Below are 23,036 nucleotides of genomic sequence, written 5' to 3'. Positions count from 1 at the left end.
ATATGAAAAAATCGATCTACTTAATATTTATGATGATTTCACTTTTTTCTTGTGAGGTATCTTCATCAGATAAGAAAGAAATAAAGGAGAAGCCACTAGAAATTATTACAGGGGCTCAGCAGTTGTCAGAATATATCGATCTGTTAAAAGGAAAAAAAGTTGGGCTGCTAGTCAATCAGACCTCTCAAATTGATGGGATTCATTTAGTGGACTCTTTACAAAATTTAGGTGTCCATTTAGAAATGATCTTTGCTCCTGAACATGGTTTTAGAGGTAATGCTGATGCTGGAGCACATGTTAAAGATGGTATTGACCAGAAATCAGGTGTGAAGATATTTTCTATTTATGGAAAGAATAAACGTCCAGCTCCTGAATTATTACAACAAGTTGATATTGTGCTATTTGATATTCAAGATGTAGGGTGCCGTTTCTATACCTACATTAGCTCAATGCATTATATGATGGAGGCTTGTGCTGAAGCAAATGTTCCATTTCTTGTTTTAGACAGGCCAAATCCAAATGGAATGTATATAGATGGACCTGTATTAAATGAGAAATTTAAATCATTTGTGGGCATGCATAAAATTCCAATCTTACATGGTTTAACTGTAGGTGAATTAGCTAAAATGATCAATGGAGAAAAGTGGTTAAGAGGTGAAAGAACATGTGATCTAACAGTTATCAAAGTGAAAAATTATGATCACTCAATGGCTTATAGTTTGCCAGTCAAACCTTCACCAAATTTGCCAAATGATCAATCGATATTATTGTACCCGTCGTTATGTTTCTTCGAAGCTACTCCTGTAAGTATTGGCAGAGGGACAGATTTTCCTTTTCAGGTCATTGGTTATACAAATGAAAAATTGGGGGAATTCACTTTTACCCCAAGATCTATAAAAGGAGCGGCTACGAATCCTGTATTAAAAGGGGAGGAATGTTTTGGACAAGATCTTAGAACGATCAAGAAAGGAGGATTAGATCTATCTTATATTGTTGATTGGAATAAGAAGTTCTTATCGATGGAGCAAAAGTCAGTGATCTCGAAAGAAAAATGGATGGATTTACTTTGTGGAACAGATCAAGTAAGGGTCATGATTAATGAAGGGAAGTCTATTGAAGAAATAAAGTTGTCATGGATTGAAGAGTTGGATATATATAAAACGTTAAGAGAAAAGTATATTTTATATCATGATTAATACTTCCTTTGTATGACAAAATTTGATATTTGACCGATTTCATTTAACTTACTTCTTAATCAGCTTTTTCAGTTTATAAAATTACTAACTCTTTGCTTCACTATGAGCAACACTCTTGTAAACTTAAGAGGGATGACAGACCCTCTTGCAGACAATCTGATCCAAACATACATCCAAAACAATGGCATCAATAAGATTAACGAACTTTTTGAAACCATAACCACTAATAATGAAATTAGTGAAATTAAAGATGATGCTTTAAGAGACTTTTTTGAGAAAAGTTCAGTTGAAATCCTATCTGATAATGTCGATCATGATTTAATTGATCAAGGGCAAAAGTTTTTCGAAAAACATGGGCCTATTCTTTCTTTAATGCTGCTTTGTAAATCGCTACCTGCAACTTATTCATGTGGAAATGGTGCTGAAGTCGTTTACCGTACTGGTCGCTTTATGGAGAGTAAAAGAAAGGGACTAGAACCATTTATCAACCGATTAATGGAAACTGCTCAGTTTGTTATCAATGTAATGTCTCAGGATGGAATGGACCCAGAGGGTAGTGGATTGGTAACTGCTAAAAAAGTAAGATTAATGCATGCTTCAATACGTTATTATTTGAAGCACAGTAATCATGTTACCTGGGATACTGAAGCGTTAGGTGAACCCATTAATCAAGAAGATATGTTGGGGACTCTTTTATCATTTTCAGTATTTCCTGTTCAAGGATTAGAGCAATTGGGAATTACTGTATCTGATGAAGAGAAGAAAGCTTACTATTATACATGGAAATTAGTAGGTCTTGTAATGGGTGTAGAACCTTCAATTATTCCTGAAACTTTTGATGAAGGAGCTGTAACAGGACAAAAAATCTTAGAAGAACAGCGAAAGCCAACAGAAGGAGGTAAAATACTTACAAAATCATGTGTTGATTTCTTGAAGGCTGCAACACCGGGTACTCATTATGATGATTTCCCAGAAGCATTTATGCACTTTTTATTAGGTGATGAAATTTGTGAAACAGTAGGAATTGAAACACACACTTCATTTACCTCAAAGGTGTTTATTAGAACGCTTTCAAAAGTGTTACAAATCTTCGATCAAGGAAAAGATGAGTCAGCATTACTTTGCGAAATTGCTGAAACATTTAATGTTTTTCTACTTCAGCACATGTTGGATTTCTACTATAAAGAAAAGGAAGTAGAATTCAATATTCCACCTTCATTAAAGAAAAACTGGATTGCACCAAAAGCTAAAAAAGAATACGAAAATATTTTTTCGACAAAAACTATATTTAACTACAGAATAACCTTACAAAAACTAATTTAAAAATGGAACAAACAACTGAATGGATTAATCTTACAGATTATACTGTAACACAGCAAGTCTTATTTTTTCTTGACGCAATTTTTTGGGCTGTTACATATATTCTAGTCATTTATAATGCTAAAAAATATAAATTCTTTGGTATACCTGCAGAAGCAGCTGTAGCGAATATTGCTTGGGAATTTATGTTTAGTTTTGTCTATACTACAGAACTAGGTCAATTATTTGTTTGGGGTATTCGTTTGTGGTGGATCACAGATGTAATCATGATTATTTATTTCCATAAGTATGGAGCCAAACAAGTAAGAGTACCTTTAATAAAGAAATATTTTAATACGACTTCCGTTATTGGATTTGTATTCTGGTGTCTGATCATTTATGGTTGGGTTGAACAATATGGTGACCCAATTGGTGCAGGTACAGGATATGTCCTTAATATTATTATGTCCACACTGTTTATATTTTTAATCTTAGCTCATCCAGAAGAAAAGGCATTGAATCTATCTATTGCTTTATGGAAAGGCTTTGGGACAGTATTCGTCGGTGTTGGAATTTTTTTAGGAGATACAGCATCTCCATTTGTTGTGATTATTGCCGCTATTACTTTCGCTTTAGACATGTTCTATGCTTGGCTTACTGTAAATAAAGACAAGATTAAAGCATGGAAAAAGAAAGAGTTTTCTACTGAAAAAGATATATGGGAAGAAGAAGCCTTGGTGTAAATTTCATTTTTTCACCTAATTATTAGCATTTCTCTATCGGCAAAAGATAGAGAAATGCTGCAAATTATACATTCAAATGTTTTGATGACGGCCTCAGATGAAACTGAGCCTTTTGCATTAGAAAATGATTTAGATAGTTTTCAACCTTATGACTACGGTGATGTGACTTCTGAAGTAGAAAACTATTGGATTAAATTTGATGTCCAGAATTTAAAAGATAGTGTTTATTCAGGACAGCTTTCATACAGCTATTTTGATCATCTGATTTTATACAAACAGGTGGATCAGCATACTTTTACCAAAGTGGCTGAAGGTGGAATTCTATATCCTAACATCAAAAAGAACTTTCTTTACCGAGGATATACTTTTCTTCCAATCGATTTGAAACCAAAAGAAAAGGCGACATATTATTTAAGATGCTCACAGTTTGATAGACCATTTTTTGAGTTTCAAGCCCTTCCTCAAGACCTTACTATAATAGAGACAAGTGAAGTGAAAAAGCAGATAGACTATCTGAATAGTTTTATCTACTTATTCCTAGGTGCAATGATTTTAATGATCTTGTACAACATGGGACTCTATTTTATGGTAAAAGATAAAGGTTACATATATTACTCTATGCATGTTTTAAGTGTTGCTCTATTCAATTTTACCATATCTGGAAAAGTTATTAATTATCTAGAGACTGCAGAACACTACCAACAATTAAACCATTGGCTAGGTTTTTCTTCAGCGGCTTTGTTTATCCTCTTCTCGCAGACATTACTTAATATAAAAGAGAATTATCCGAGATTATTTCTGGTGTCTAACCTAACTCTGGTTGGGTTGATGATACTTAATATTCTTGTGATTTTCGAATTGTATTTCATTATTACTCCATTGGGGACTGTAATGATCAATTTGACTTATCTCCCGATGATTTATATCGCCAATAAGGAAAGGAAAAGAAGCATTACTGCCCGATATTTCTTTTATGGTGTTTTGATCAATTTTATTTTCATCACATTACATACATTAGAAGTATTTGAATTGATTCCTCCGTTATTTGGTATTAGATCTGTTCCTACACTATTAATAGGGGCTTGTATAGAACAGGTGATTTTCTCTCTAAGTTTAGGTGCTAAGATTAATGATACTCAATTAAAACTTCATCAATTAATCATAGAACAAAATCAGATGCTTGAGAGAGAAGTATCTATTAGAACAAAAGATTTAGAAGAGACAAAAGAAGAATTAGAAATCCAGAATGAAACATTATCTGGAATGAATAAGCAGTTAGCTTCACAGAATGATCAAATTTTGTCATCAATCAATTATGCCAAAAGGATACAAGAAGCGTCATTACCAAATATAGATAAGCTTGAAGAAGAAATTGGCGATACTTGTCTATTGTATATGCCAAGGGATACCGTTTCTGGAGACTTTTATTGGTATAAGAAAGTAGGAGAGCGCATCATTATCATTATTGCAGATTGTACCGGGCATGGTGTTCCTGGAGCATTAATGAGTATTTTAGGTATACAAAAAATTGAATTTATAGTTAATGAATTGTCAGAGACAGATCCGCATAAAATATTAGAAAGACTAGATATTGAGGTGAAATATGCTTTAAATCAGCAATCAACTAATTTAACTGATGGGATGGATGCGGCAGTTTGTGTTATTGATAAAAAAGAAGAAAAGATCTTATTCTCTGGTGCGAAAAACCCTATGATCTATTTTAAAAATGATCAATTAAAACGAATTAAAGGGTCAAGAAACTCTATTGGAGGCGAAATGAATTTTATTCATGATCCATTTAGTACATCAGAGGTTTGTTATAAGGATAGTGATGTTCAGATTTATATGTTTTCAGATGGTTACCAAGACCAATTTGGTGTCAATGGGAAAAAGTATATGTCTAAGCATTTTAGAACACTTTTATCAACAATTTTTAACTTACCTCTTAAAAGACAAGAGGAAAGGCTTAAAGAAGAATTTAACACTTGGACAGGTAGAGGTACTGTTAACCAAGTAGATGATGTTCTTGTTTTTGGTGCTCTATTGAAAACAAACGCTAATATGAATTAAAATTATCCTTTGTTAACTTAAAACCATGTCCTGCTAACACCGTGTTGCGTTCATTAAAAGGTAGTTAAAAAAATAAAAAATTATCAACTATCATTTACTATGAATTATACAGCAGAAATACAAGGAATGTGTCCTTTGGCACAGATGGGAGGAAATGCTCATATGAATGCCCCAATACCCGTAGAAGGACGAATGGTTCATGCAAAAGATGTTACTGATATTTCTGGATTATCACATGGTGTTGGTACATGTGCTCCTCAACAAGGAGCATCTAAGCTTACAATTAACGTTAAAGATGGAATTATTGAAGAATGTCTTATTGAGACAGTAGGTTGTTCTGGAATGACTCATTCAGCAGCAATGGCTTCAGAAATATTACCCGGAAAAACAATACTAGAAGCATTAAATACCGATTTAGTTTGTGATGCCATTAATGTGGCGATGAGAGAAATATTTATGCAATTTGTGTATGGTAGAACACAATCTGCATTTTCAGAAGGTGGATTGCCAGTAGGAGCAGGCTTAGAAGATTTAGGAAAAGGTTTAAGATCTCAAGTAGGAACAACTTACGGAACAAAAGCTAAAGGTGTTAGATATTTAGAAGTTGCCGAAGGTTATGTGACAAAGTTAGCAGTAGACGAGAACGACGAAGTAATCGGATATTCTTTTGTCCACTTAGGTAAGATGATGGAAATGATCAAGAAAGGTTTGGATGCCAATGAAGCTATGGAAAAAGCAAAAGGTACCTATGGCCGTTTCGATGAGGCAGAAAAATATATTGACCCTCGCGAAAACTAAATTTCATTTCAAATTATTTCTAACATTAAAAAAATACGATCATGGCTTTATTCGAAGGATACGAAAGAAGAATCAATAATATAAATGAAGTAGTTGCACAATACGAGTTGGGATCATTGGAAGATGCTAAAAAATTAGTAGAAGAAAATGGTGTCGATGTTTATAACATTGTAACAGAAACACAACCCATAGCTTTCGAAAATGCAAAGTGGGCATATATTTTAGGTGCAGCTATCGCAATTAAAAAAGGACAAACTAAGGCGAAAGATATTGCAGAAAGTTTAGGAGAAGGTATCCAAGCTTTTTGTATTCCAGGTTCTGTAGCAGATCAAAGAAAAGTAGGGATAGGACATGGTAATTTAGCAGCAAGATTGTTAAATGAAGAAACAGAATGTTTTGCATTCTTGGCCGGTCATGAGTCTTTTGCTGCCGCTGAAGGTGCTATTAAAATTGCACTATCTGCTAATAAAGTAAGAAAACATCCTTTAAGAGTGATGCTTAATGGACTTGGGAAGGATGCCGCTTATCTTATCTCAAGAATCAATGGTTTCACTTATGTGAAAACTCAAATGGATTATACGACTGGACAATTAAATATTTTAGAAGAAAGACGTTTTTCTAAAGGTCCTAGAGGTGAGGTGAAATGTTATGGTGCTGATGATGTACGAGAAGGTGTATCTATTATGCACTTAGAAAATGTTGATGTATCTATTACTGGTAATTCAACTAACCCTACGCGTTTCCAACACCCTGTGGCAGGAACCTATAAAAAAGAACGTTATGAATTAGGTAAGAAATATTTCTCTGTAGCTTCTGGTGGAGGTACAGGTAGAACACTTCACCCAGATAATGTTGGTGCAGGTCCTGCTTCATATGGTTTAACTGATACTATGGGTCGTATGCATTCTGACGCACAGTTTGCAGGTTCATCTTCTGTACCTGCCCATGTAGAAATGATGGGGTTAATTGGTATGGGTAACAATCCTATGGTAGGTGCTTCTGTAGCAGTTGCCGTTGCTTTACAAGAAGCTTTTACTGCAGCAGCAGTGTAGTTGATCTTGTAGATTAAAAAAAAGGGCCGTAGATAATTCTAAATATCTGCGGCCCTTTTTTTACTTTATTGTAGAGTAATGAGCAAAAATTTCTTCTAAGTCTTTTTTGTCTTTAACTTTCAATTTATTTGATTTAGCAAACTTCTGCATTTCTGCTTTCTTATCACCAAATACGGAATAAAAGTTTTTTCCTTTTGTTGAAATTTCAGTTAAAGAATTTCCGTTATCATAGTACAGCTTTGTGCTAGTCCATTTATACTCATCTTTTATATCTTCACTATAGGAGTTGGAATTCTGTTCATCTTTCTTGTGAAATTTCTTCACTCTATAACGGTAAACGTTAAATGTTTCTCCTTTGAATATTGTTTCAAGATATGTAGGTTTATTATTCAGCAGTTTCTTCTCAAAGGATATAATTTCATTATCGTTATCCGTCCAACCAAAACGATTGATCTGTTTTTTGTCGACAATAATTACATTGTCTTCACTTTTTCTGACCAAGACTTCATCTTTATAAGCATCGTATTTGATAAGAATATCATCATAATGCTCGCCCCCTAAAATAGTGACAAATCCTGTAGACCATTCATCGGTGTAAAAAGGAGATCCTTTAAAATTTGCAGCACTGTTCTGATAGAGAAGGTCTGTGTTGAGGTGGTCAGGGTCTACAAGGTCATACAAGTTAGTGTTTGAAGTTACTTGAGCTTGTACTAGTGTTGAAAAAAGAGTGACCAAAAAGGTGATGGATAGTGTTAGTTTCATTTGATTAATAATTAAGTTAAACCTTAAATTGTTTTAGTTTAATTTATTAAGGTTATTGTAAAATATTTTTCGAATATAATATACATTATTCATTTACAAAGAAACAAACTATCATATTCAGTCCAAATGACATCTACACAGGTATTTTTTGTAATATTTTTTTACTTTTTATTACTCTTACTCATCTCTTATTTAACAGCAGAAAAAGGAGAGAATCAATCAAAAAGCTTTTTTACAGCCAATAGAAGTTCAAAATGGTATTTAGTTGCTTATGGTATGGTAGGTGCTACATTATCTGGGGTGACATTTATATCTGTGCCTGGAACCGTCGGTAAATCAGGTTGGAGTTATCTCCAATTTATGATGGGTAATATGTTCGGCTACGCTATAATTGCTTACGTCCTTATACCTTTGTTTTATAGTAAAAAACTAATTAGTATTTATGAGTATCTGAAAGAACGTTTTGGGATGACTAGTTATAAGACAGGTTCTTTTTTCTTTTTGGTATCTCAAACGATTGGAGCTGCATTTCGCCTCTATTTGGCGGTGATGGTTTTACAGTTGGCCTTTTTCGATGATTATAACATGCCTTTTTGGGTATCGGTTTTAAGTACTATTTTATTGATATGGCTATATACTTTTAAAGGAGGTATTAAAACTATTGTTTGGACAGATACTTTACAGACTAGTTTTCTTCTTTTAGCAGCAATTTGGACAATTTATACTATTACAAATGAACTTGGAATGACACCAAGCTCTATGGTTAAGACTATCTCAATGAGTCAAATGTCTGATATTTTTATGTGGGATTGGAAAGCAGGTAACTTCTTTTGGAAACAGTTTTTCGCAGGTATTTTTATCACAATTTCTATGAATGGATTAGATCAAAATATTATGCAGAAAAACCTTACTTGTACTAATGTAAAAGAAGCTCAGAAAAATGTGCTTTGGTTTGCTTTAGCCTTTTTTGTTGCTACTGTAATTTTTCTATCAGTAGGAGTATTATTGTATGAGTATGCTTTTGCAAATAATATTCGAATCCCAGAAAGAACGGATGAACTTTACCCTACATTAGCGTTAAACTACTTTGGTATGTTTACAGCTGTAGTTTTCTTATTAGGTATCATTGCGGCGGCTTTTTCTAGTGCGGATTCGGCATTAACAGCATTAACAACATCATTTTGTGTAGATTTCTTAAACATGGGAGACTCACGAAATTCTAATAAGAAAAGGAAGATAGTGCATATCATGTTTAGCTTTATCTTATTTTTAGTGATCGTTGTCTTTAGAGCCATTAATGATGATAGTGTCGTCACGGATGTATTTAAAGCGGCAGGGTATACATATGGCCCTCTACTTGGGCTGTTTGCATTTGGCCTTTTTACAAAGCGAAAAGTAAGAGATTCCAAAGTGATCTTTATTTGTTTATTGTCACCTGTCTTATCCTATATTTTAAATATCTATTCTATAGATCTATTAGCTGGGTATAAATTTGGTTTCGAGATCTTACTCGTTAATGCAAGTTTTACTGTGTTAGGGCTGATGCTTATTTCAGATAAGAAATAGTGCATTTCATATGAATACGTTTGCTGTTTGTCGAAAATAAGTGTTTAAAATACCTGATTACTTATTTTTGTAATCAATACACTTTTTGTATTTCGTTAAGCGATTCATGCGTTTTTCGAATAGAGATAAATGAAATGATATTCCACTAACATGAAAACTTCCGAACGTATTCTTTCTTTGGATATTTATAGAGGGTTAACAGTAATACTAATGATCCTAGTAAATAATCCTGGTACTTGGTCTGCGATCTATCCACCATTTCAACATGCTCATTGGCATGGGTGTACTCCAACTGATCTTGTATTTCCCTTTTTCCTATTTATTGTCGGTGTGTCCATTAGCTTTTCTATGACGAAAGTGAAACAGGATCCTGTGAAGAAAAATTTGGCAATGCGTAAAGGGATTTGGAGAGGGGTGAAGTTGATAGGAATTGGTTTATTCCTCGGTTTATTTCCATTCTTCAATTTTGCAGAAATGAGAATTCCGGGAGTATTACAAAGGATAGGGTTAGTTTTTATATTTGCTAGTGCGATGTTCCTGTACTTGAGCGAAAGAAACATTTTCATACTATTCCTTGTGATCATGTTGGGTTACTGGGGTATGATTACATTAATTCCTGTACCCAGTTATGGAGCACCAAATTTGGATGATCCTAACGGAGTGATTTCAGCCTATATTGATAACATCATATTAAATGGTCATATGTGGTCTGGTACAAAGACATGGGACCCAGAAGGGTTAGTGACGACACTTCCAGCAATAGGAACAGCAATTCTAGGATTGTTTGCAGGAGGATTAATTAAGAATAAACCAAAATCCGAAGTTGTCAAATTATTAGTGGGCTATGGTGTAGTTTTAACTGCCATAGGTTATTTGTGGGGGATAGTTTTTCCAATAAATAAAAGTCTTTGGACATCTACCTACGTTTTCTTCACAGGAGGACTTGGTTTTATATCACTTGGGGTTTCTTATTGGATATTTGATGTATTAAAGAAAGGGAGAAATTTAGTGTTAATCCCTCAAGCATTTGGTTTAAACCCAATGGCTGCTTATGTATTATCTGAATTAACAGCAAGATTAATAGGAGTTATTCCTGTAGGTGAGACCACAGTTAAAGGTTTTTTATTTAGTTTGATAGCAGGAACAGGAATTCCATTAGAAATGGCCTCACTGATCTTCTCAATTTTATATATCTGTTTAATGACTATTCCAATTCTATATTTATATAGAAAGAAGATTGTGATAAAAGTATAATTAAAAAAGGGTTGTTTTCAGAATAAGAAAACAACCCTTTTTTATATATTCTTGGTAATAGAATTACCTTATTGATTTACAATATTGAATGTGTCTCTTGCAATCATTACTTCTTCATTAGTAGGAATAACAGCAACTCTTACTTTTGCATCATCATGAGATATATCTGCTTCAACACCCATTGTTGCATCGTTTTTATCATGATTGATTTTAATACCTAAACCATCAAGTCCTTTAAGTATTTCTCTTCTTGCTAGAGCTGAATTTTCACCAATACCACCTGTGAAGATGATTGTATCAATTCCTCCTAAAGCAGCGATATATGTACCAATGTATTTCTTAACATCATAATGGAACATTTTTAATGCTAACTCAGCATCTTCGTTTCCTTTTTCGGCAGCCAAAGAAACATCTCTATAATCAGAAGAAATACCTGAGATACCTAATAAACCTGACTTTTTATTGATTAGTGTAGATACGCCATACATATCTAAATCTTCATGGTCAGCAATAAATGGAATAGCACCTGGATCAATAGAACCACAACGAGTACCCATCATTAAACCATCAGTAGGAGAGAATCCCATAGAAGTTTCGATAGATTCACCATTTTTAATGGCAGCCAAAGAACCTCCATTTCCAAGGTGACAGGTAATTACATTTTCAGTTCTATCATCACCATAAATTTCTTTTGCTCTTAAAGAAACGTATTGATGACTTGTACCGTGGAAACCATATTTTCTTAAACCGTATTTTTTATAGAATTCGATTGGTAGTGCATAAATAGCTCTATGCTCAGGAATACTATGATGGAAAGCGGTGTCAAAAACAGCTACTTGAGGAATGCCTGGGATGGCTAATTCCATTGCTTCTACACCTTTAATGTTTGCTGGATTGTGTAATGGAGCTAATTCCACACAAGCTTCAATACCATGCATAACATCATCATTGATCATAACACTTTTTGAGAAAGCTTGGCCACCATGAACAATTCTATGTCCAACAGCCGAGATTTCGTCTAAACTTGAAATAATGTTTAGTTTTTCGTCGGTAATGATGCTTAGTAAAAATTCTATTCCCTTGGCGTGGTTAGGGATATTTAGTTTAATGACTTCTTTTTTGTCTGCAGCGTTCTTTACAGTAATTGATGCATCTTTCAGTCCTATCTTTTCAATTAAACCTTTACCAATTACATTTTCAGAAGGCATGTCAATTAGTTGGAATTTAATAGAAGAACTTCCAGAGTTAAGTATGAGAATTTTCACAATCGAATTTTTAAAATGATATAATTTTTCGTTGTGAACAATATCCTAAGATATCGGTTATTTTTTGGCAATAAAAGTCACCATTTTAGATATATTATTTTTTCTTATAACTCTAAAACGGTGACTTTTTTCATCTATAAATGCTATACTATGTTATGCTTTTATTTTAACGCCCATAAGTAATACATCATCAATCTGCTTCTCATTGTTTTTGTCTTTCCAACTTTCGAAGAACTTGATAAATGCATCATGTTGGACTTTCATAGGTTTTTGTGACAGCATCAATATCAACTCTTTTAATCTTTTAATAGAGATCTTCTTGTTATGATCGCCACCAAATTGATCTTGGAACCCATCAGAGAAAAGGTAGAAGCTACTTTCCTCAGTTAATGGAATACTATGTTCTTTAATTTGAATCTTTTTATGATTGCTTCCTAAGTTAAATCGATCTCCTTTAATTGAGAATAACTTATTGTTCTGTACAAAAACTAATGGAGTATGTGTACCTGCAAAAGTGACCTTCTTTTCTTTTCTGTCCCAAACAAGAACACCCATGTCCATTCCGTCATTCATTAAAGCATCTTCTTGTGAGGTAAGAGATTGAATGTTTTGATGCATCTCAATAAGAATTCTAGCAGGAGAGGTGATTTTCTTAAGGTTGATGATTTTATCCAAGTAACCTCCACCCAAAACAGACATTAAGGCTCCAGGAACTCCATGTCCTGTACAGTCTGCAGCGATTAAGACTACTTTATCTTCTTTTGTGTTTTCTGTTACCCAATAAAAATCACCTGAAATAGTATGTTTTGGACGATACATGATGAAGTGATCTTCAAACAATGTATCAAAGTCTTTATTCTGAGGAAGAATTGTTTTCTGAATCCTCTGAGCATAGTTAATACTATCTTGAAGACTCTTAGTTACCACTTCTAATTTCTTATTTTTAATTTCCATCATATCCCTTTGAGCAGCAATTTCTTCATTGATTTGCTCAAGTTCTGTGTTGGTTTCAAGCATCTGATCATTCATACTTTGAAGCTCTTCTGCTTGGGAAGTGACTTCCTCATTTTTTATTTCTAATTGATTAGCCTGAGTTTCTAATTCTTCGGTTTTTTCTTCTAATTCTGTTGTCGCTTCTTGTAGCTCTAATGTTCTTTCAACAACCTTTGCCTCTAATGTTTCTTTAGCTTTCGCTTCCATATCAAGCATTTGCTTAATGGCTTCATTTTTTTGCTCTCTATAAACAGCGTATTTTTTACTTAAAGCAGTAAATAGAAGTGGAGCCATAAATAAATCACCAAATTCTAACGCATGTTGAGTAAAGAATGTATCAGGAAGGTGCCCTGTAGCAAATCCAACAAAAATCATTAAACCGAAAATATACACCGACCAAGCAGAGATATAGTATCTAGCAATTCGTTGTCCTTTATTATAAGCAATGATACCTAGAGTTAAGGCTGAAATACTAAAAGGAATAGCCGTTACAGTCACTAGTTTAATAGCAGCATAATACGATAAAAATACAGATGTAATGATGGTTGCTATTGATAATGTAAATCCAAAGATATTTAGATAAAAGGCTGCTTTAGATAGCTTTCTTGTTTTTAGGAAATATAAATTAAACATCGATTCACCTAGCATCCATAATGCAATGGATAACGGAGTGATCATATTGGCCATTACAGGTGAGGTTGGAAATAAATATTGGAAAGTGTGTCCCGTTAGTGAAAACGTAAACATTATTTTCGCCACTAAAGGAAGTGGGAAAATTAAATAAGACCAATCTCTAGTTGGAAGGAAAGTAACAACACTTAAAATACAAAGCATGGCCAAGATACCAAGTAGAATGCCATAAGTTACTTCATACTTAGAGTTTACTTCTGCATATTTCCAAGGTTGGTATAGGTTAACAGGTAACTTTACAATACCATTTGTTTTTACTCTAAAATAAATGGTAGCCGATTCCAAGTTTTCTAGTGCAACTGGAAAAAGATAATTGTGGTGGTCAATGGGTCTTTCCGAATAGTTTACATGGTCTCCTGTTAAGTGGTGATCCACAAGCTTTTCGTTCTTTACCAGATAAAACTCTAATTCATCCAAAGGGGCATAAGCAACCTCAACGAGCCATTCTCTGTATTGGTCGTCTTTATTTTGGATGTCTACTTTTGCCCAATATGAACCCGTACCATATTCAAATGATAGGTTGTCAGTACTGTTCCAAGGTGTGAATTTATTGAAAGCAGGGCTTGATATTTGATCAAATTGCAATGAATTGTCTTGATCAATATAAAAGAAAATGTTTTTTGCAGCATTAACGGACGACTTTTTCTCGCTTAATGTTAGAATATCCTCTGCGTAGTCTCCGAATGTGGTGTACGGTATTATGATACCGAGAAAGATGAATGAAATTAAAATTCTCATGAGCTAGTGAATGATCTTGAAATGAAGTTTAAATCAAGTAGATATGGATTATATTCGTCTTTTATTTAGAAAAATAAGTAAATGTTATTGGTGATAGAGGTATTGAATAAGTAGTTTATCATTAAAAATTAAAACAAAAATCGATTTACAGGAACCAATAAAATTTACAATTAAATCTAGTTTAAATAATATTTTACCATTTTATAACACAATAATAATGCCTAGAATCTTATTATTCAACCCTTACTGTGAATTAGCTATAGTAAAAAGGTCAAGATTTTACACTCCACCTAAATTATACAAGAAATTATCAGTAGAATTGGCAATTTTAATGTCATGGTTGTGTAATGAAGATGATATGCTTCTTTTTGATAATGAATTCGATAAGTCTTTTTTAGGTCATCTTAATCAGCTTAGAGGAAGACCTGTTCAATTCATCTCAAGAAAGCAATTACAAACTCAAAAAGTACCCATTGACCTAATTTTACCATGGGGCGAATCTATTGAGTATTTAGAGGAGTTTAAATCAAACAGGTATAACCTCAAACATAAACAATCTTGGGACCCTGACTTCAGAACTCTTTACTCAAGAAAAACAGGGTATGGTATGTTATCAAAGTTATTAGAGCTTAACTATCAATCGTTTATTGAAACAAATATGATCGGGCGTTTTATTTCAGAAAAAGAACAAGTGATTAGCGAATTAAAAGACTTATTGAGATCTAATTCTAATGGAGTAGTTTTAAAATTACCTTACAGTGCATCTGGCAGGGGACTAATGAAATTACAGAAGCCTGAAATGAACTCTTCGATAGAATCATGGATTGCTAGTGGATTACAGACACAAGAATCTATTTTGATAGAACCTTGGTTAGATAAGATCATGGACTTTTCATTATTATTTGAAATTACTTCTAATAATGTAGAATGGTTAGGTGGTACTGCATTTTCAACACATGGAACTGGTCAATACGATGGTGCTCATTTGGGTGATTTCATTAATAAAATCCCTTCCAGACTTCATGAGAGTGTTGATTTCTTAATCCAGGAATACAAAAAATTACTCTACAAGAGTGAGTATGCAAGACTTCACACTGGGAAGATAGGAGTAGATTGTATGGTAGTTAAAGATCAAAAAGGTCATCTAAAGATACATCCATGTGTCGAGATTAATCCTAGACATACAATGGGGCATGTGACTTTAGCATTGAAAGATCATGTAGTAGATAGTGAAAATTCTGAATGGAAGATTGTTACCAAACATAAAATCAAAGACTTCCATTTATTTGAAGAAGAAATGAAAGAAAAATACCCTATGAAGATCAAGGAAAACAAATTGGATAAAGGTTTTTTTCCTTTGGTTGATGTAAATTTGTCAACTCAATATTATGCATACCTTATCGCTTATTAGATGAAAAAATACCGATTAAAGTTAACGGAGATAAACTTCAGATTCTTACAAAGTATATTATTAAAGCTAGCAGAGGCATATAAAGCAGAACTTCCAAAAGAAATCGCACATCAATTATTGATAGAGTTGTATGATAATAAATTTAACATATCTGTGTTAGATATTGATAAAGAAAAGGTCATCCAGTTAAATAGGTCCCAAGTGATGGCACTACATGAGTTTTTAGCGGAAATTCCTTTACAAGGAGATGTTGATGTGCTAAGAAACCATATGTTTAATGAATTAGATCAGTTTTTAGGCTAGGAAGTAGATGTCAATAATTCATTGCCAAAGTTGATAATACTTTCTTTGAAATCAGGATGTTGCAAGGAATGCCCGCAATTGTCGATAATATTTAGTTGACTATTAATGCATAATTCATGAAGCTGTAGAGCTGAGATAGCAGGAGTAACTAGGTCATTTCTACCATGAGTGATATATACGGGGCAGGAAATAGGGTGTTCGGATAGAAATTCCTCTAGACTTTTATTATGGATAACTCTTGGTGATTGTAAGAAGTAATGATTTTCTATTTTTATACAAGCTAATGCTTCTTTGGAGGCTCTCCATTGATACAATTCATCATAATTTGGGTGAGGGTGTTCCGAGGCAAATGACTCCCATAGTAACCAATTTATACTTTTCTGATTTCCTTCGTTAATCATATTCTTATAGGCTACCAAAAATTGTTGAAGGGTTTTGTTGGGTATGTTTTTATGTAAAATGCTAAATACATCAGCATACATTGTTGGTGCTGCTGTCTGAAAAAACCATTCTAATTCGTTCTGATTACAAAAGAAAATACCCCATAAATTGAGCCCCATTACTCGTTTTGGGTGAATGGCAGTATAGGCTAAGGCTAATGTCGAACCCCAGCTACCACCATAAATGTAAAATGAGTCAATATGTAATAGTTGACGAATACCTTCAATATCGTCTATTAGATGGTTGATGGTATTGTTTTCCAAACTACCCAATGGCTTGCTTTTACCCGAACCTCTTTGGTCGATACCAATTATTCTTACTAGTTTTTGATTATCAAATAGTGATTCATAATGATCATCCAATCCTGCACCGGGACCACCATGAAGATACAAAACAGGCACTCCTAATGGGTGCCCGCATTGTTCATAATATATTTTGTGACCATCAGATGTAGAGTAAAACCCTTTGTCATAAGCAGCCATATATTTCTTAATTTGGTTTCTGTTCTTCTAATTCTTCAAACTCCATCGTCCAATTTTCCCATTCTTCAGTTGCAGTTTCAAGATCACTCTTAACCTGTTCATATAGACGATTTGTTTCTGCTAATTTATCAGGATTTCCGAATATATCAGGGTTAGCCAGTGAACCTTCAATTTCTTCTTTCTTTTCTTCAAGTTCCATGACTAATTCCTCAAATTTTTCCATTTCATTTTTGGCTTTTTTGAATTTCTTCTGCCATTCTTTGAGGTCGTAGTTTGTGTATTTTTTCTTTTCTTTTTTAGTGCTTGATGAAGTCTGCTTGTCTTCTTCCTCCAGTTTCTCTAGAAGCTCCTTTTCAGCTTCTTGTCTTGATTTCCATTCGACCCATTCTTGATAAGTACCTGGATACTCTTTCAATTGAGCATCTTCGATATACCAAATCTTATTGGCGACATGTGAAATAAAGTGACGGTCATGGGAAACAATTAAATAGGTGCCTAAATATTGTTGAAGTGCTTGTATCAAGATATTCACCGAAGGAATGTCAAGGTGGTTAGTAGGTTCGTCAAGCATTAAGAAGTTGGCTTCAGAAATAAGGGTCTTGGCTAAGGCAACACGCGATTTTTCTCCTCCAGATAGTACTTTGATTTTTTTGAAAATCTCGTCTCCACCAAACAGAAAACAACCAAGAATACCTCTTAATTCTTGTTCAGTTTTGTCAGAACCTGCTTGTTTTAATTCATCAAGAATCTCATTTTCAACATTCAGATCTTCTAACTGATGTTGAGCATAAAAAGCTGTGATTACATTGTGGCCGCCGCTTCTATCTCCAATATCAAAGTTCTCTTTACCTGAGATAAGGCGTAAAAGAGTCGATTTACCTTTACCGTTCGCACCAATCAAAGCAACTTTGTCACCTCGCATTAATTGTAAATTCGCATTCTTGAAGATGATTTTCTCATCGTATGCCTTGTCAAAGTCATTTAGTTCTGAAATCACCTTGCCAGGTTGTTGAGAGAATTTGAAATCCATATTGATTTCTGGGTTGTCATTTCTGACATCCTCAATCATCTCCATTTTATCAAGCATTTTAATTCTTGACTGTACCTGTTTTGCTTTTGTAGCTTTAGATCTAAAACGCTCAATAAAGCGTTCTGTCTCTTTTATTTTCTGTTGCTGATTTTCATAAGCATTTTTCTGAAGCTCAGCTCTTAATTTTCTGTCTTCTAAGTAGAAAGAATAATTGCCTGAATAAGAAGTTAATCGACCATGTGATACTTCCACAGTTTGATTTATGGCTCTATCCAAGAATTCTCTATCATGAGAAACGATCAATACAGCCCCTTCATAAGAAGAGAGGTAATTTTCAATCCATTGGATCGAGGGTAAATCAAGGTGGTTGGTAGGTTCGTCAAGCATTAAAACATCAGGCTTCATTAAAAGTAATTTACCTAACATTACACGCATTCTCCATCCACCAGAAAAACTTTGTAGCGGTCTTTCTAATTCATGGTTTTTGAAACCAAGACCAGCGAGAATAGCTTCTGCTTTAGATTTAATAGAATACCCCTCCATTGCATCAAACCTTTCTTGAAGAGTCGCTAATTTTTCAACTAGTTCTTCTTTATAGTTCGTTTCCATCTCATGAAGAATGGTGTCAATTTGTTCCTGAATTTTTAGCACAGGTCCAAAGGCTTCCATGGCTACATTCAGTATTGATTCATCCGTTTGATAGGAGAGTAGGTCTTGGTTTAAGAACCCTATTGTACAACCTTTAGGCATAGTGATCGAACCTTCATCGGGTGTGAGATCACCATTTATTAGTTTAAGTAAAGTGGTTTTACCTGCTCCATTATGGCCGACAATTCCAATTCTATTTTTGGGGTAAACAGTAAGGGAAGCATTTTGATACATGATTCTACTACCAAAATGAAACGACACGTTACTTATAGCTAACATACTTAAAAGTTTGAATTCTTAAAAAATGATGGAAACGCAATTTAGAAAAAAAGACCTATAACACGAATGCTATAGGTCTTTTGCTATGTGAGGAGGTTAATTACTTAACTTTCTCGATAACTGCTTTGAATGCTTCAGGGTGGTTCATAGCAAGGTCAGCAAGAACTTTTCTGTTCAATTCTACACCTGCTTTGTGTAAGTTACCCATGAATACAGAGTAAGACATATCACCGTACATACGAGTTGCAGCGTTGATACGTTGGATCCATAAGCTACGGAAGCTTCTCTTCTTATGTTTACGACCGATGTAAGCATATTGCCAGCCTTTTTCAACTGTATTTTTTGCTACTGTCCAAACATTTTTACGAGCACCGTAATAACCTTTTGAGAACTTAAGGATTTTTTTTCTTCTAGCGCGAGACGCGACGTGGTTGACCGATCTAGGCATTTTTTTCTAATTTTAATAAGTTTTGTAATACAATTTGGTTGATTTGATAAATGTGAAAGCTTGGTATTATAACCAAAGCATTTTCTTCACGTTTACTGTATCAGCCTTGTCTACCTCACCCATCAAAGTTAGGTTACGCTTTTGCTTAGTAGTCTTTTTCGTTAAGATGTGAGACTTGTAAGCGTGCTTTCTTCTGATCTTGCCAGTACCTGACAACTTGAAACGTTTTTTCGCTCCAGATTTAGTTTTAACCTTTGGCATTTTACCTTTCAGTTATTAAGAGCCTAAACTCTTAAGGTGAAACATTTATTTAATTAACGTGATTACCTACGGCAGCCAATAGCCTCGGTATGTCACTGTACATCATTTATGAAACATAAAAAATGCACACCTGTGTTAAACAAGCGTGCAAATTTAATCATAAATATTGGTAAGTCAATATTCTAGTTCGAATATTTACTTTTATTATTTCTTTGGAACATTTGGAGAGATAAACATGATCATTCTACGTCCTTCAACACGCATCTGACCTTCAACTTTACCATGTTCTTGAATTTTCTCAGCAAAACGCTTTAAAAGTTCTTTACCTCTATCCTTATAGATAATAGTACGGCCATGGAAGTGAACATAAGCTTTCACTTTGTTACCGTCGTTTAAGAACTTAACAGCGTGTTTTGTTTTGAAATCTAAATCGTGTTGATCAGTGTTTGGACCAAAACGGATTTCTTTAACAACAGTTTTAGATGCTTTAGCCTTTAACTCTTTTTCTCTTTTCTTTTGTTCATACTTGAACTTTGAGTAGTCAATGACCTTACAAACTGGAGGTTTCGCATTTGGAGAAATCTCTACAAGGTCAAGACCTTGATCGTCTGCAAGACGCATTGCTTCGTCTCTTGAAACAATACCATTTTCTACGTTTTCACCAACTAATCGAACTTCTTTGACTCTGATCTGGTGGTTTATTCTATGAGAGTCTTTTGCCATCTAAGATTTAATTACGTTAAAAATTTTTTATAAAATTTGATAAATAGTGTACTGAATCCTTTATTTTTGTAAATATAAAATCAGCAACACATACCTTGCTGCTAAGGTACTAACTTTATTTATTTCATTAAATAATTTTTTACTTAAAAGTTAGAAATACTGATTTTTTATAAATAAACATACAATCATTAACAGTAAATTATTCCAATTCAATGTTTAAAAACCTTATTCAATCTCTATTTGTACTACTAATAATCAGCTCGTGTACAAAGGATGAACCTGACTTTTCTCCTGCATCTACGGTAGATAACCGAGATTACCTTAAAGAATTGATGGAAAGTTGGTATTTATGGAACGATGAACTTCCTGCTAACATTACACCTTCCAACTATAGCAACCAAGATGAAATGTTGCTTTCACTACGTAATGAACAAGACAGATGGAGTAATATCGAAGACAAAGCGGCTTATGAAGCGTATTACGAATCTGGCCAAGTAACGGATGAAAACACAGGTGCACATGGTATTTACTTACAATACGATGAGCAAAATGATCTTTATGTTCGTTTCTCTTATCCAGGTTCAACTGCAAATACAGCGGGATTAAAAAGAGGGACGAAAATTCAAAAAGTAAATGGATTAGATGTAGCTTCCTCAACTTGGGAAGAAATCAGCGAATCTATGGGAGAAAACAACTTGGGGGTGACAAATACCTTTGAGATTGAAATTCCTGAAATCATGAACTTTGTTGATGGACAATCGATTAGTGTCCCTTCAGAGATAAAAGAAATTACTATTTCGAAAGAAGCAGTAATTATTTCTCCTGTATTACACTCAAGTGTTATTACTGTAGATCAAAATGGACAAGATGTGAAAGTGGGACATGTTGTCTTTAAATCTTTTATCGAAACAGCTAGTGATGCTTTAAACGAGGTTTTCGCAGATTTTAAAGCACAGGGTGTTACAGAGGTAGTTTTAGATATGAGATATAATGGTGGTGGTAGAGTAGATATTGCTGCCGAACTTTGTGGATATTTGGCACCTTCTTCAGCGGCAGGTAAAGATATCTTCAGATATCGTCATAACGAACAACAAACTGAAAATAATGAAGATTACTCTTTAGAGTTACAGTCAGAAAACTTAAACTTAGAAAGAGTATTTATGCTAACTACAGTTAACACTGCATCAGCTAGTGAGTTGATGATAAATGCATTGAGACCATTTATGGATGTTCAAGTGGTTGGACAAAACACACATGGAAAGCCTGTAGGTAGTTATGGTTTCGAAAATAACGACTTTATCTATTCTGTAATATCACTTAGAATCTTAAATGCAGATGATGAAGGTGATTACTTTGAAGGTCTACCTGTGAATCAATCAGCGATTGATGATCCTTCATACTATTGGTCAGATGTAAGAGAGCCAATGTTGTATCAAGCATTACATCAGATTCAGTATGGACAGTATGATCAATCGTCTTCTACTGCTAGAAAGATGAAGTTTGAAAACATCAATAACAGAAACTTGAAAATTAAAGAAGGGAGAGAAGCCTCATTCGAGACGATTCTTAAACTTAAATAAAAAATTAAGGCCTGTATCTAAAAAATACAGGCCTTAATTTTTATAACTCTAATTCTATATTTGGATCCCAGTATACCTCTTTCATATTCTGGATCTGATTTTCTTTTACGATAATTCCTTCATCTTCTAAACGGCTTTGCATTTCATTAAATTCGCCGAAATGATGTTTACCTGTTAGCAGTCCTTTTCGATTAACAACTCTATGTGCTGGAACATCATCTGATTTGTGTGAAGCATTCATTGCCCAACCCACCATTCTGGCACTTCCTTTTGAACCTAAATATTCAGCAATTGCTCCATAAGATGTTACTCTTCCTTTTGGAATGAGTTTGGTAACTTCCCATACATCTTCGAAAAATGAACCGTCTTTATATTTACTCATATTAGTTTCCTTTCTCAACTATAGACGAATACGTTTTTTTGTAAATCTGTTGTCCATAGTTTTTTAACCAAGCTATAATTTCTTCACTGTTTTCAGAATTATATTTTTGATAGGCGATGCCTAATTCTGAAGTTTTGCTTTGTATCATATCCTCAATTATAGGAAGATTAGCTTTCAAGTTTTGCGAAAGCTCTTTTAATTCTGCGATACTAGCATCAGCGGCTTCTTTTGCTTGTTTTTGTAATTCTCTCTCTTGAGCTAATATATCATTTTGCAATAACTTTTCTGCTGTCATCTCAATAGAGTCTGCTTCTGCATCAAAATTATCTGTAAAGCTTTCTTGTTTTTCTTTTTCTATTTGAGTCAGTTGTTCTTTTAATTTTGAGGATAATCTTTCCGATAGTGTTTCACATTGTTCCTTTTCAAAAATGGTCATGGTATTCCATGTTTTTCCCATGTAACTTTCCCATAAGATAGTATCTCCTGGATTTACCATTAATTGAGCAAAGACATCATCTTTAGATTTTAATGATTGACTAAATGTGGTTAAAGAAGTAAGAAATAAAGTAATTATTATATATGTTTTTCTCATAATGGATGGTACTCATTAAATATATAGTAC

General features: G+C 33.9%; 21 protein-coding genes. 11 read left to right on the top strand and 10 right to left on the bottom strand.

From position 1 onward, the window contains the following. Positions 1-2: 2 nt before the first annotated feature. The 6 genes from HGP29_RS15895 (at position 3) to HGP29_RS15870 (ending at position 7,158) form a co-directional block, all read left to right on the top strand. Positions 3-1,196, top strand: a complete 1,194-nt coding sequence (locus tag HGP29_RS15895) for an exo-beta-N-acetylmuramidase NamZ family protein (protein WP_168883407.1) — start codon at positions 3-5, stop codon at positions 1,194-1,196. 102 nt (positions 1,197-1,298) lie between these two features. Next, the gene (locus HGP29_RS15890; RefSeq protein ID WP_168883406.1) at positions 1,299-2,519 is read left to right on the top strand and encodes an oxygenase MpaB family protein; all 1,221 of its coding nucleotides are present in this window, start codon (positions 1,299-1,301) and stop codon (positions 2,517-2,519) included. A gap of 2 nt (positions 2,520-2,521) precedes the next feature. Then, entirely contained in the window at positions 2,522-3,238 is a 717-nt protein-coding gene (locus tag HGP29_RS15885) for a transmembrane-type terpene cyclase (RefSeq protein ID WP_168883405.1), read from the top strand. A gap of 54 nt (positions 3,239-3,292) precedes the next feature. After that, positions 3,293-5,308 (top strand): 7TM diverse intracellular signaling domain-containing protein, encoded by a 2,016-nt coding sequence (locus HGP29_RS15880; protein WP_168883404.1) that lies wholly within the window; start codon positions 3,293-3,295, stop codon positions 5,306-5,308. A 99-nt stretch (positions 5,309-5,407) separates the two neighbouring features. Continuing rightward, the gene (locus HGP29_RS15875) at positions 5,408-6,106 is read left to right on the top strand and encodes an iron-sulfur cluster assembly scaffold protein (RefSeq protein WP_168883403.1); all 699 of its coding nucleotides are present in this window, start codon (positions 5,408-5,410) and stop codon (positions 6,104-6,106) included. A gap of 41 nt (positions 6,107-6,147) precedes the next feature. After that, positions 6,148-7,158: a GGGtGRT protein gene (locus HGP29_RS15870; RefSeq protein ID WP_168883402.1), complete on the top strand. Its 1,011-nt coding sequence runs from the start codon at positions 6,148-6,150 to the stop codon at positions 7,156-7,158. A 60-nt stretch (positions 7,159-7,218) separates the two neighbouring features. On the opposite strand, the gene HGP29_RS15865 is transcribed toward HGP29_RS15870, so the two are convergent. After that, the gene (locus HGP29_RS15865) at positions 7,219-7,920 is read right to left on the bottom strand and encodes a glucose-1-phosphate adenylyltransferase (RefSeq protein ID WP_168883401.1); all 702 of its coding nucleotides are present in this window, start codon (positions 7,918-7,920) and stop codon (positions 7,219-7,221) included. A gap of 126 nt (positions 7,921-8,046) precedes the next feature. Between HGP29_RS15865 and HGP29_RS15860 the strand changes: the two genes are divergently transcribed. After that, positions 8,047-9,486 (top strand): sodium:solute symporter, encoded by a 1,440-nt coding sequence (locus HGP29_RS15860; RefSeq protein WP_168883400.1) that lies wholly within the window; start codon positions 8,047-8,049, stop codon positions 9,484-9,486. A gap of 150 nt (positions 9,487-9,636) precedes the next feature. Then, a complete protein-coding gene (locus tag HGP29_RS15855) occupies positions 9,637-10,740 on the top strand; it encodes an acyltransferase family protein (protein WP_168883399.1) in 1,104 nt (367 codons plus the stop codon). Positions 10,741-10,808: 68 nt separating this feature from the next. Here HGP29_RS15855 and HGP29_RS15850 read toward each other — a convergent pair whose 3' ends face one another. Further along, positions 10,809-12,005, bottom strand: coding sequence for an acetate/propionate family kinase (locus tag HGP29_RS15850; RefSeq protein ID WP_168883398.1), 1,197 nt, complete (start codon positions 12,003-12,005; stop codon positions 10,809-10,811). Positions 12,006-12,158: 153 nt separating this feature from the next. Further along, positions 12,159-14,426: a 7TM-DISM domain-containing protein gene (locus tag HGP29_RS15845; protein ID WP_168883397.1), complete on the bottom strand. Its 2,268-nt coding sequence runs from the start codon at positions 14,424-14,426 to the stop codon at positions 12,159-12,161. Between the two features lie 217 nt (positions 14,427-14,643). On the opposite strand from HGP29_RS15845, the gene HGP29_RS15840 reads away from it, so the two are divergent. Together HGP29_RS15840 and HGP29_RS15835 are read left to right on the top strand one after the other, a co-directional pair. Continuing rightward, complete coding sequence (locus tag HGP29_RS15840) at positions 14,644-15,837, top strand: hypothetical protein (RefSeq protein WP_168883396.1); 1,194 nt, start codon at positions 14,644-14,646, stop codon at positions 15,835-15,837. Next, positions 15,838-16,140 carry a hypothetical protein gene (locus HGP29_RS15835; protein WP_168883395.1) on the top strand — a complete coding sequence of 101 codons (303 nt, stop codon included), beginning with the start codon at positions 15,838-15,840 and terminating at the stop codon, positions 16,138-16,140. It begins immediately after the preceding gene. Here HGP29_RS15835 and HGP29_RS15830 read toward each other — a convergent pair. The 5 genes from HGP29_RS15830 to infC all read right to left on the bottom strand — a co-directional run bounded on the left by HGP29_RS15830 (position 16,137) and on the right by infC (position 20,452). Beyond that, positions 16,137-17,063, bottom strand: a complete 927-nt coding sequence (locus HGP29_RS15830; RefSeq protein ID WP_168883394.1) for an alpha/beta fold hydrolase — start codon at positions 17,061-17,063, stop codon at positions 16,137-16,139. The two genes, HGP29_RS15835 and HGP29_RS15830, sit on opposite strands and share 4 nt — an antisense overlap. Positions 17,064-17,070: 7 nt before the next feature. Next, positions 17,071-19,020: a ribosomal protection-like ABC-F family protein gene (gene abc-f / locus HGP29_RS15825; protein ID WP_168883393.1), complete on the bottom strand. Its 1,950-nt coding sequence runs from the start codon at positions 19,018-19,020 to the stop codon at positions 17,071-17,073. A 100-nt stretch (positions 19,021-19,120) separates the two neighbouring features. Beyond that, complete coding sequence (gene rplT / locus HGP29_RS15820; protein ID WP_168883392.1) at positions 19,121-19,468, bottom strand: 50S ribosomal protein L20; 348 nt, start codon at positions 19,466-19,468, stop codon at positions 19,121-19,123. Positions 19,469-19,534: 66 nt separating this feature from the next. Continuing rightward, positions 19,535-19,729, bottom strand: a complete 195-nt coding sequence (gene rpmI, locus HGP29_RS15815) for a 50S ribosomal protein L35 (RefSeq protein ID WP_044200946.1) — start codon at positions 19,727-19,729, stop codon at positions 19,535-19,537. 204 nt (positions 19,730-19,933) lie between these two features. Further along, positions 19,934-20,452: a translation initiation factor IF-3 gene (infC, locus tag HGP29_RS15810; RefSeq protein WP_168883391.1), complete on the bottom strand. Its 519-nt coding sequence runs from the start codon at positions 20,450-20,452 to the stop codon at positions 19,934-19,936. A 212-nt stretch (positions 20,453-20,664) separates the two neighbouring features. Here infC and HGP29_RS15805 point away from each other — a divergent pair, with 212 nt between their 5' ends. Then, positions 20,665-22,032, top strand: a complete 1,368-nt coding sequence (locus HGP29_RS15805; protein ID WP_168883390.1) for a S41 family peptidase — start codon at positions 20,665-20,667, stop codon at positions 22,030-22,032. Between the two features lie 40 nt (positions 22,033-22,072). Here the strand turns inward: HGP29_RS15805 and HGP29_RS15800 are convergent, their stop codons facing one another. Both HGP29_RS15800 and HGP29_RS15795 read right to left on the bottom strand, forming a co-directional pair. Then, positions 22,073-22,414, bottom strand: coding sequence for an MGMT family protein (locus HGP29_RS15800; RefSeq protein WP_168883389.1), 342 nt, complete (start codon positions 22,412-22,414; stop codon positions 22,073-22,075). Between the two features lies 1 nt (position 22,415). Then, positions 22,416-23,006 carry a hypothetical protein gene (locus HGP29_RS15795; protein WP_168883388.1) on the bottom strand — a complete coding sequence of 197 codons (591 nt, stop codon included), beginning with the start codon at positions 23,004-23,006 and terminating at the stop codon, positions 22,416-22,418. Positions 23,007-23,036 lie beyond the last annotated feature (30 nt).

Origin of the sequence: Flammeovirga agarivorans, assembly GCF_012641475.1 — a bacterium.
Lineage (GTDB): Bacteria > Bacteroidota > Bacteroidia > Cytophagales > Flammeovirgaceae > Flammeovirga > Flammeovirga agarivorans.
The sequence above is the reverse complement of the archived record's forward strand: the minus strand, read 5'-3'. Positions and strand labels throughout refer to the sequence as shown.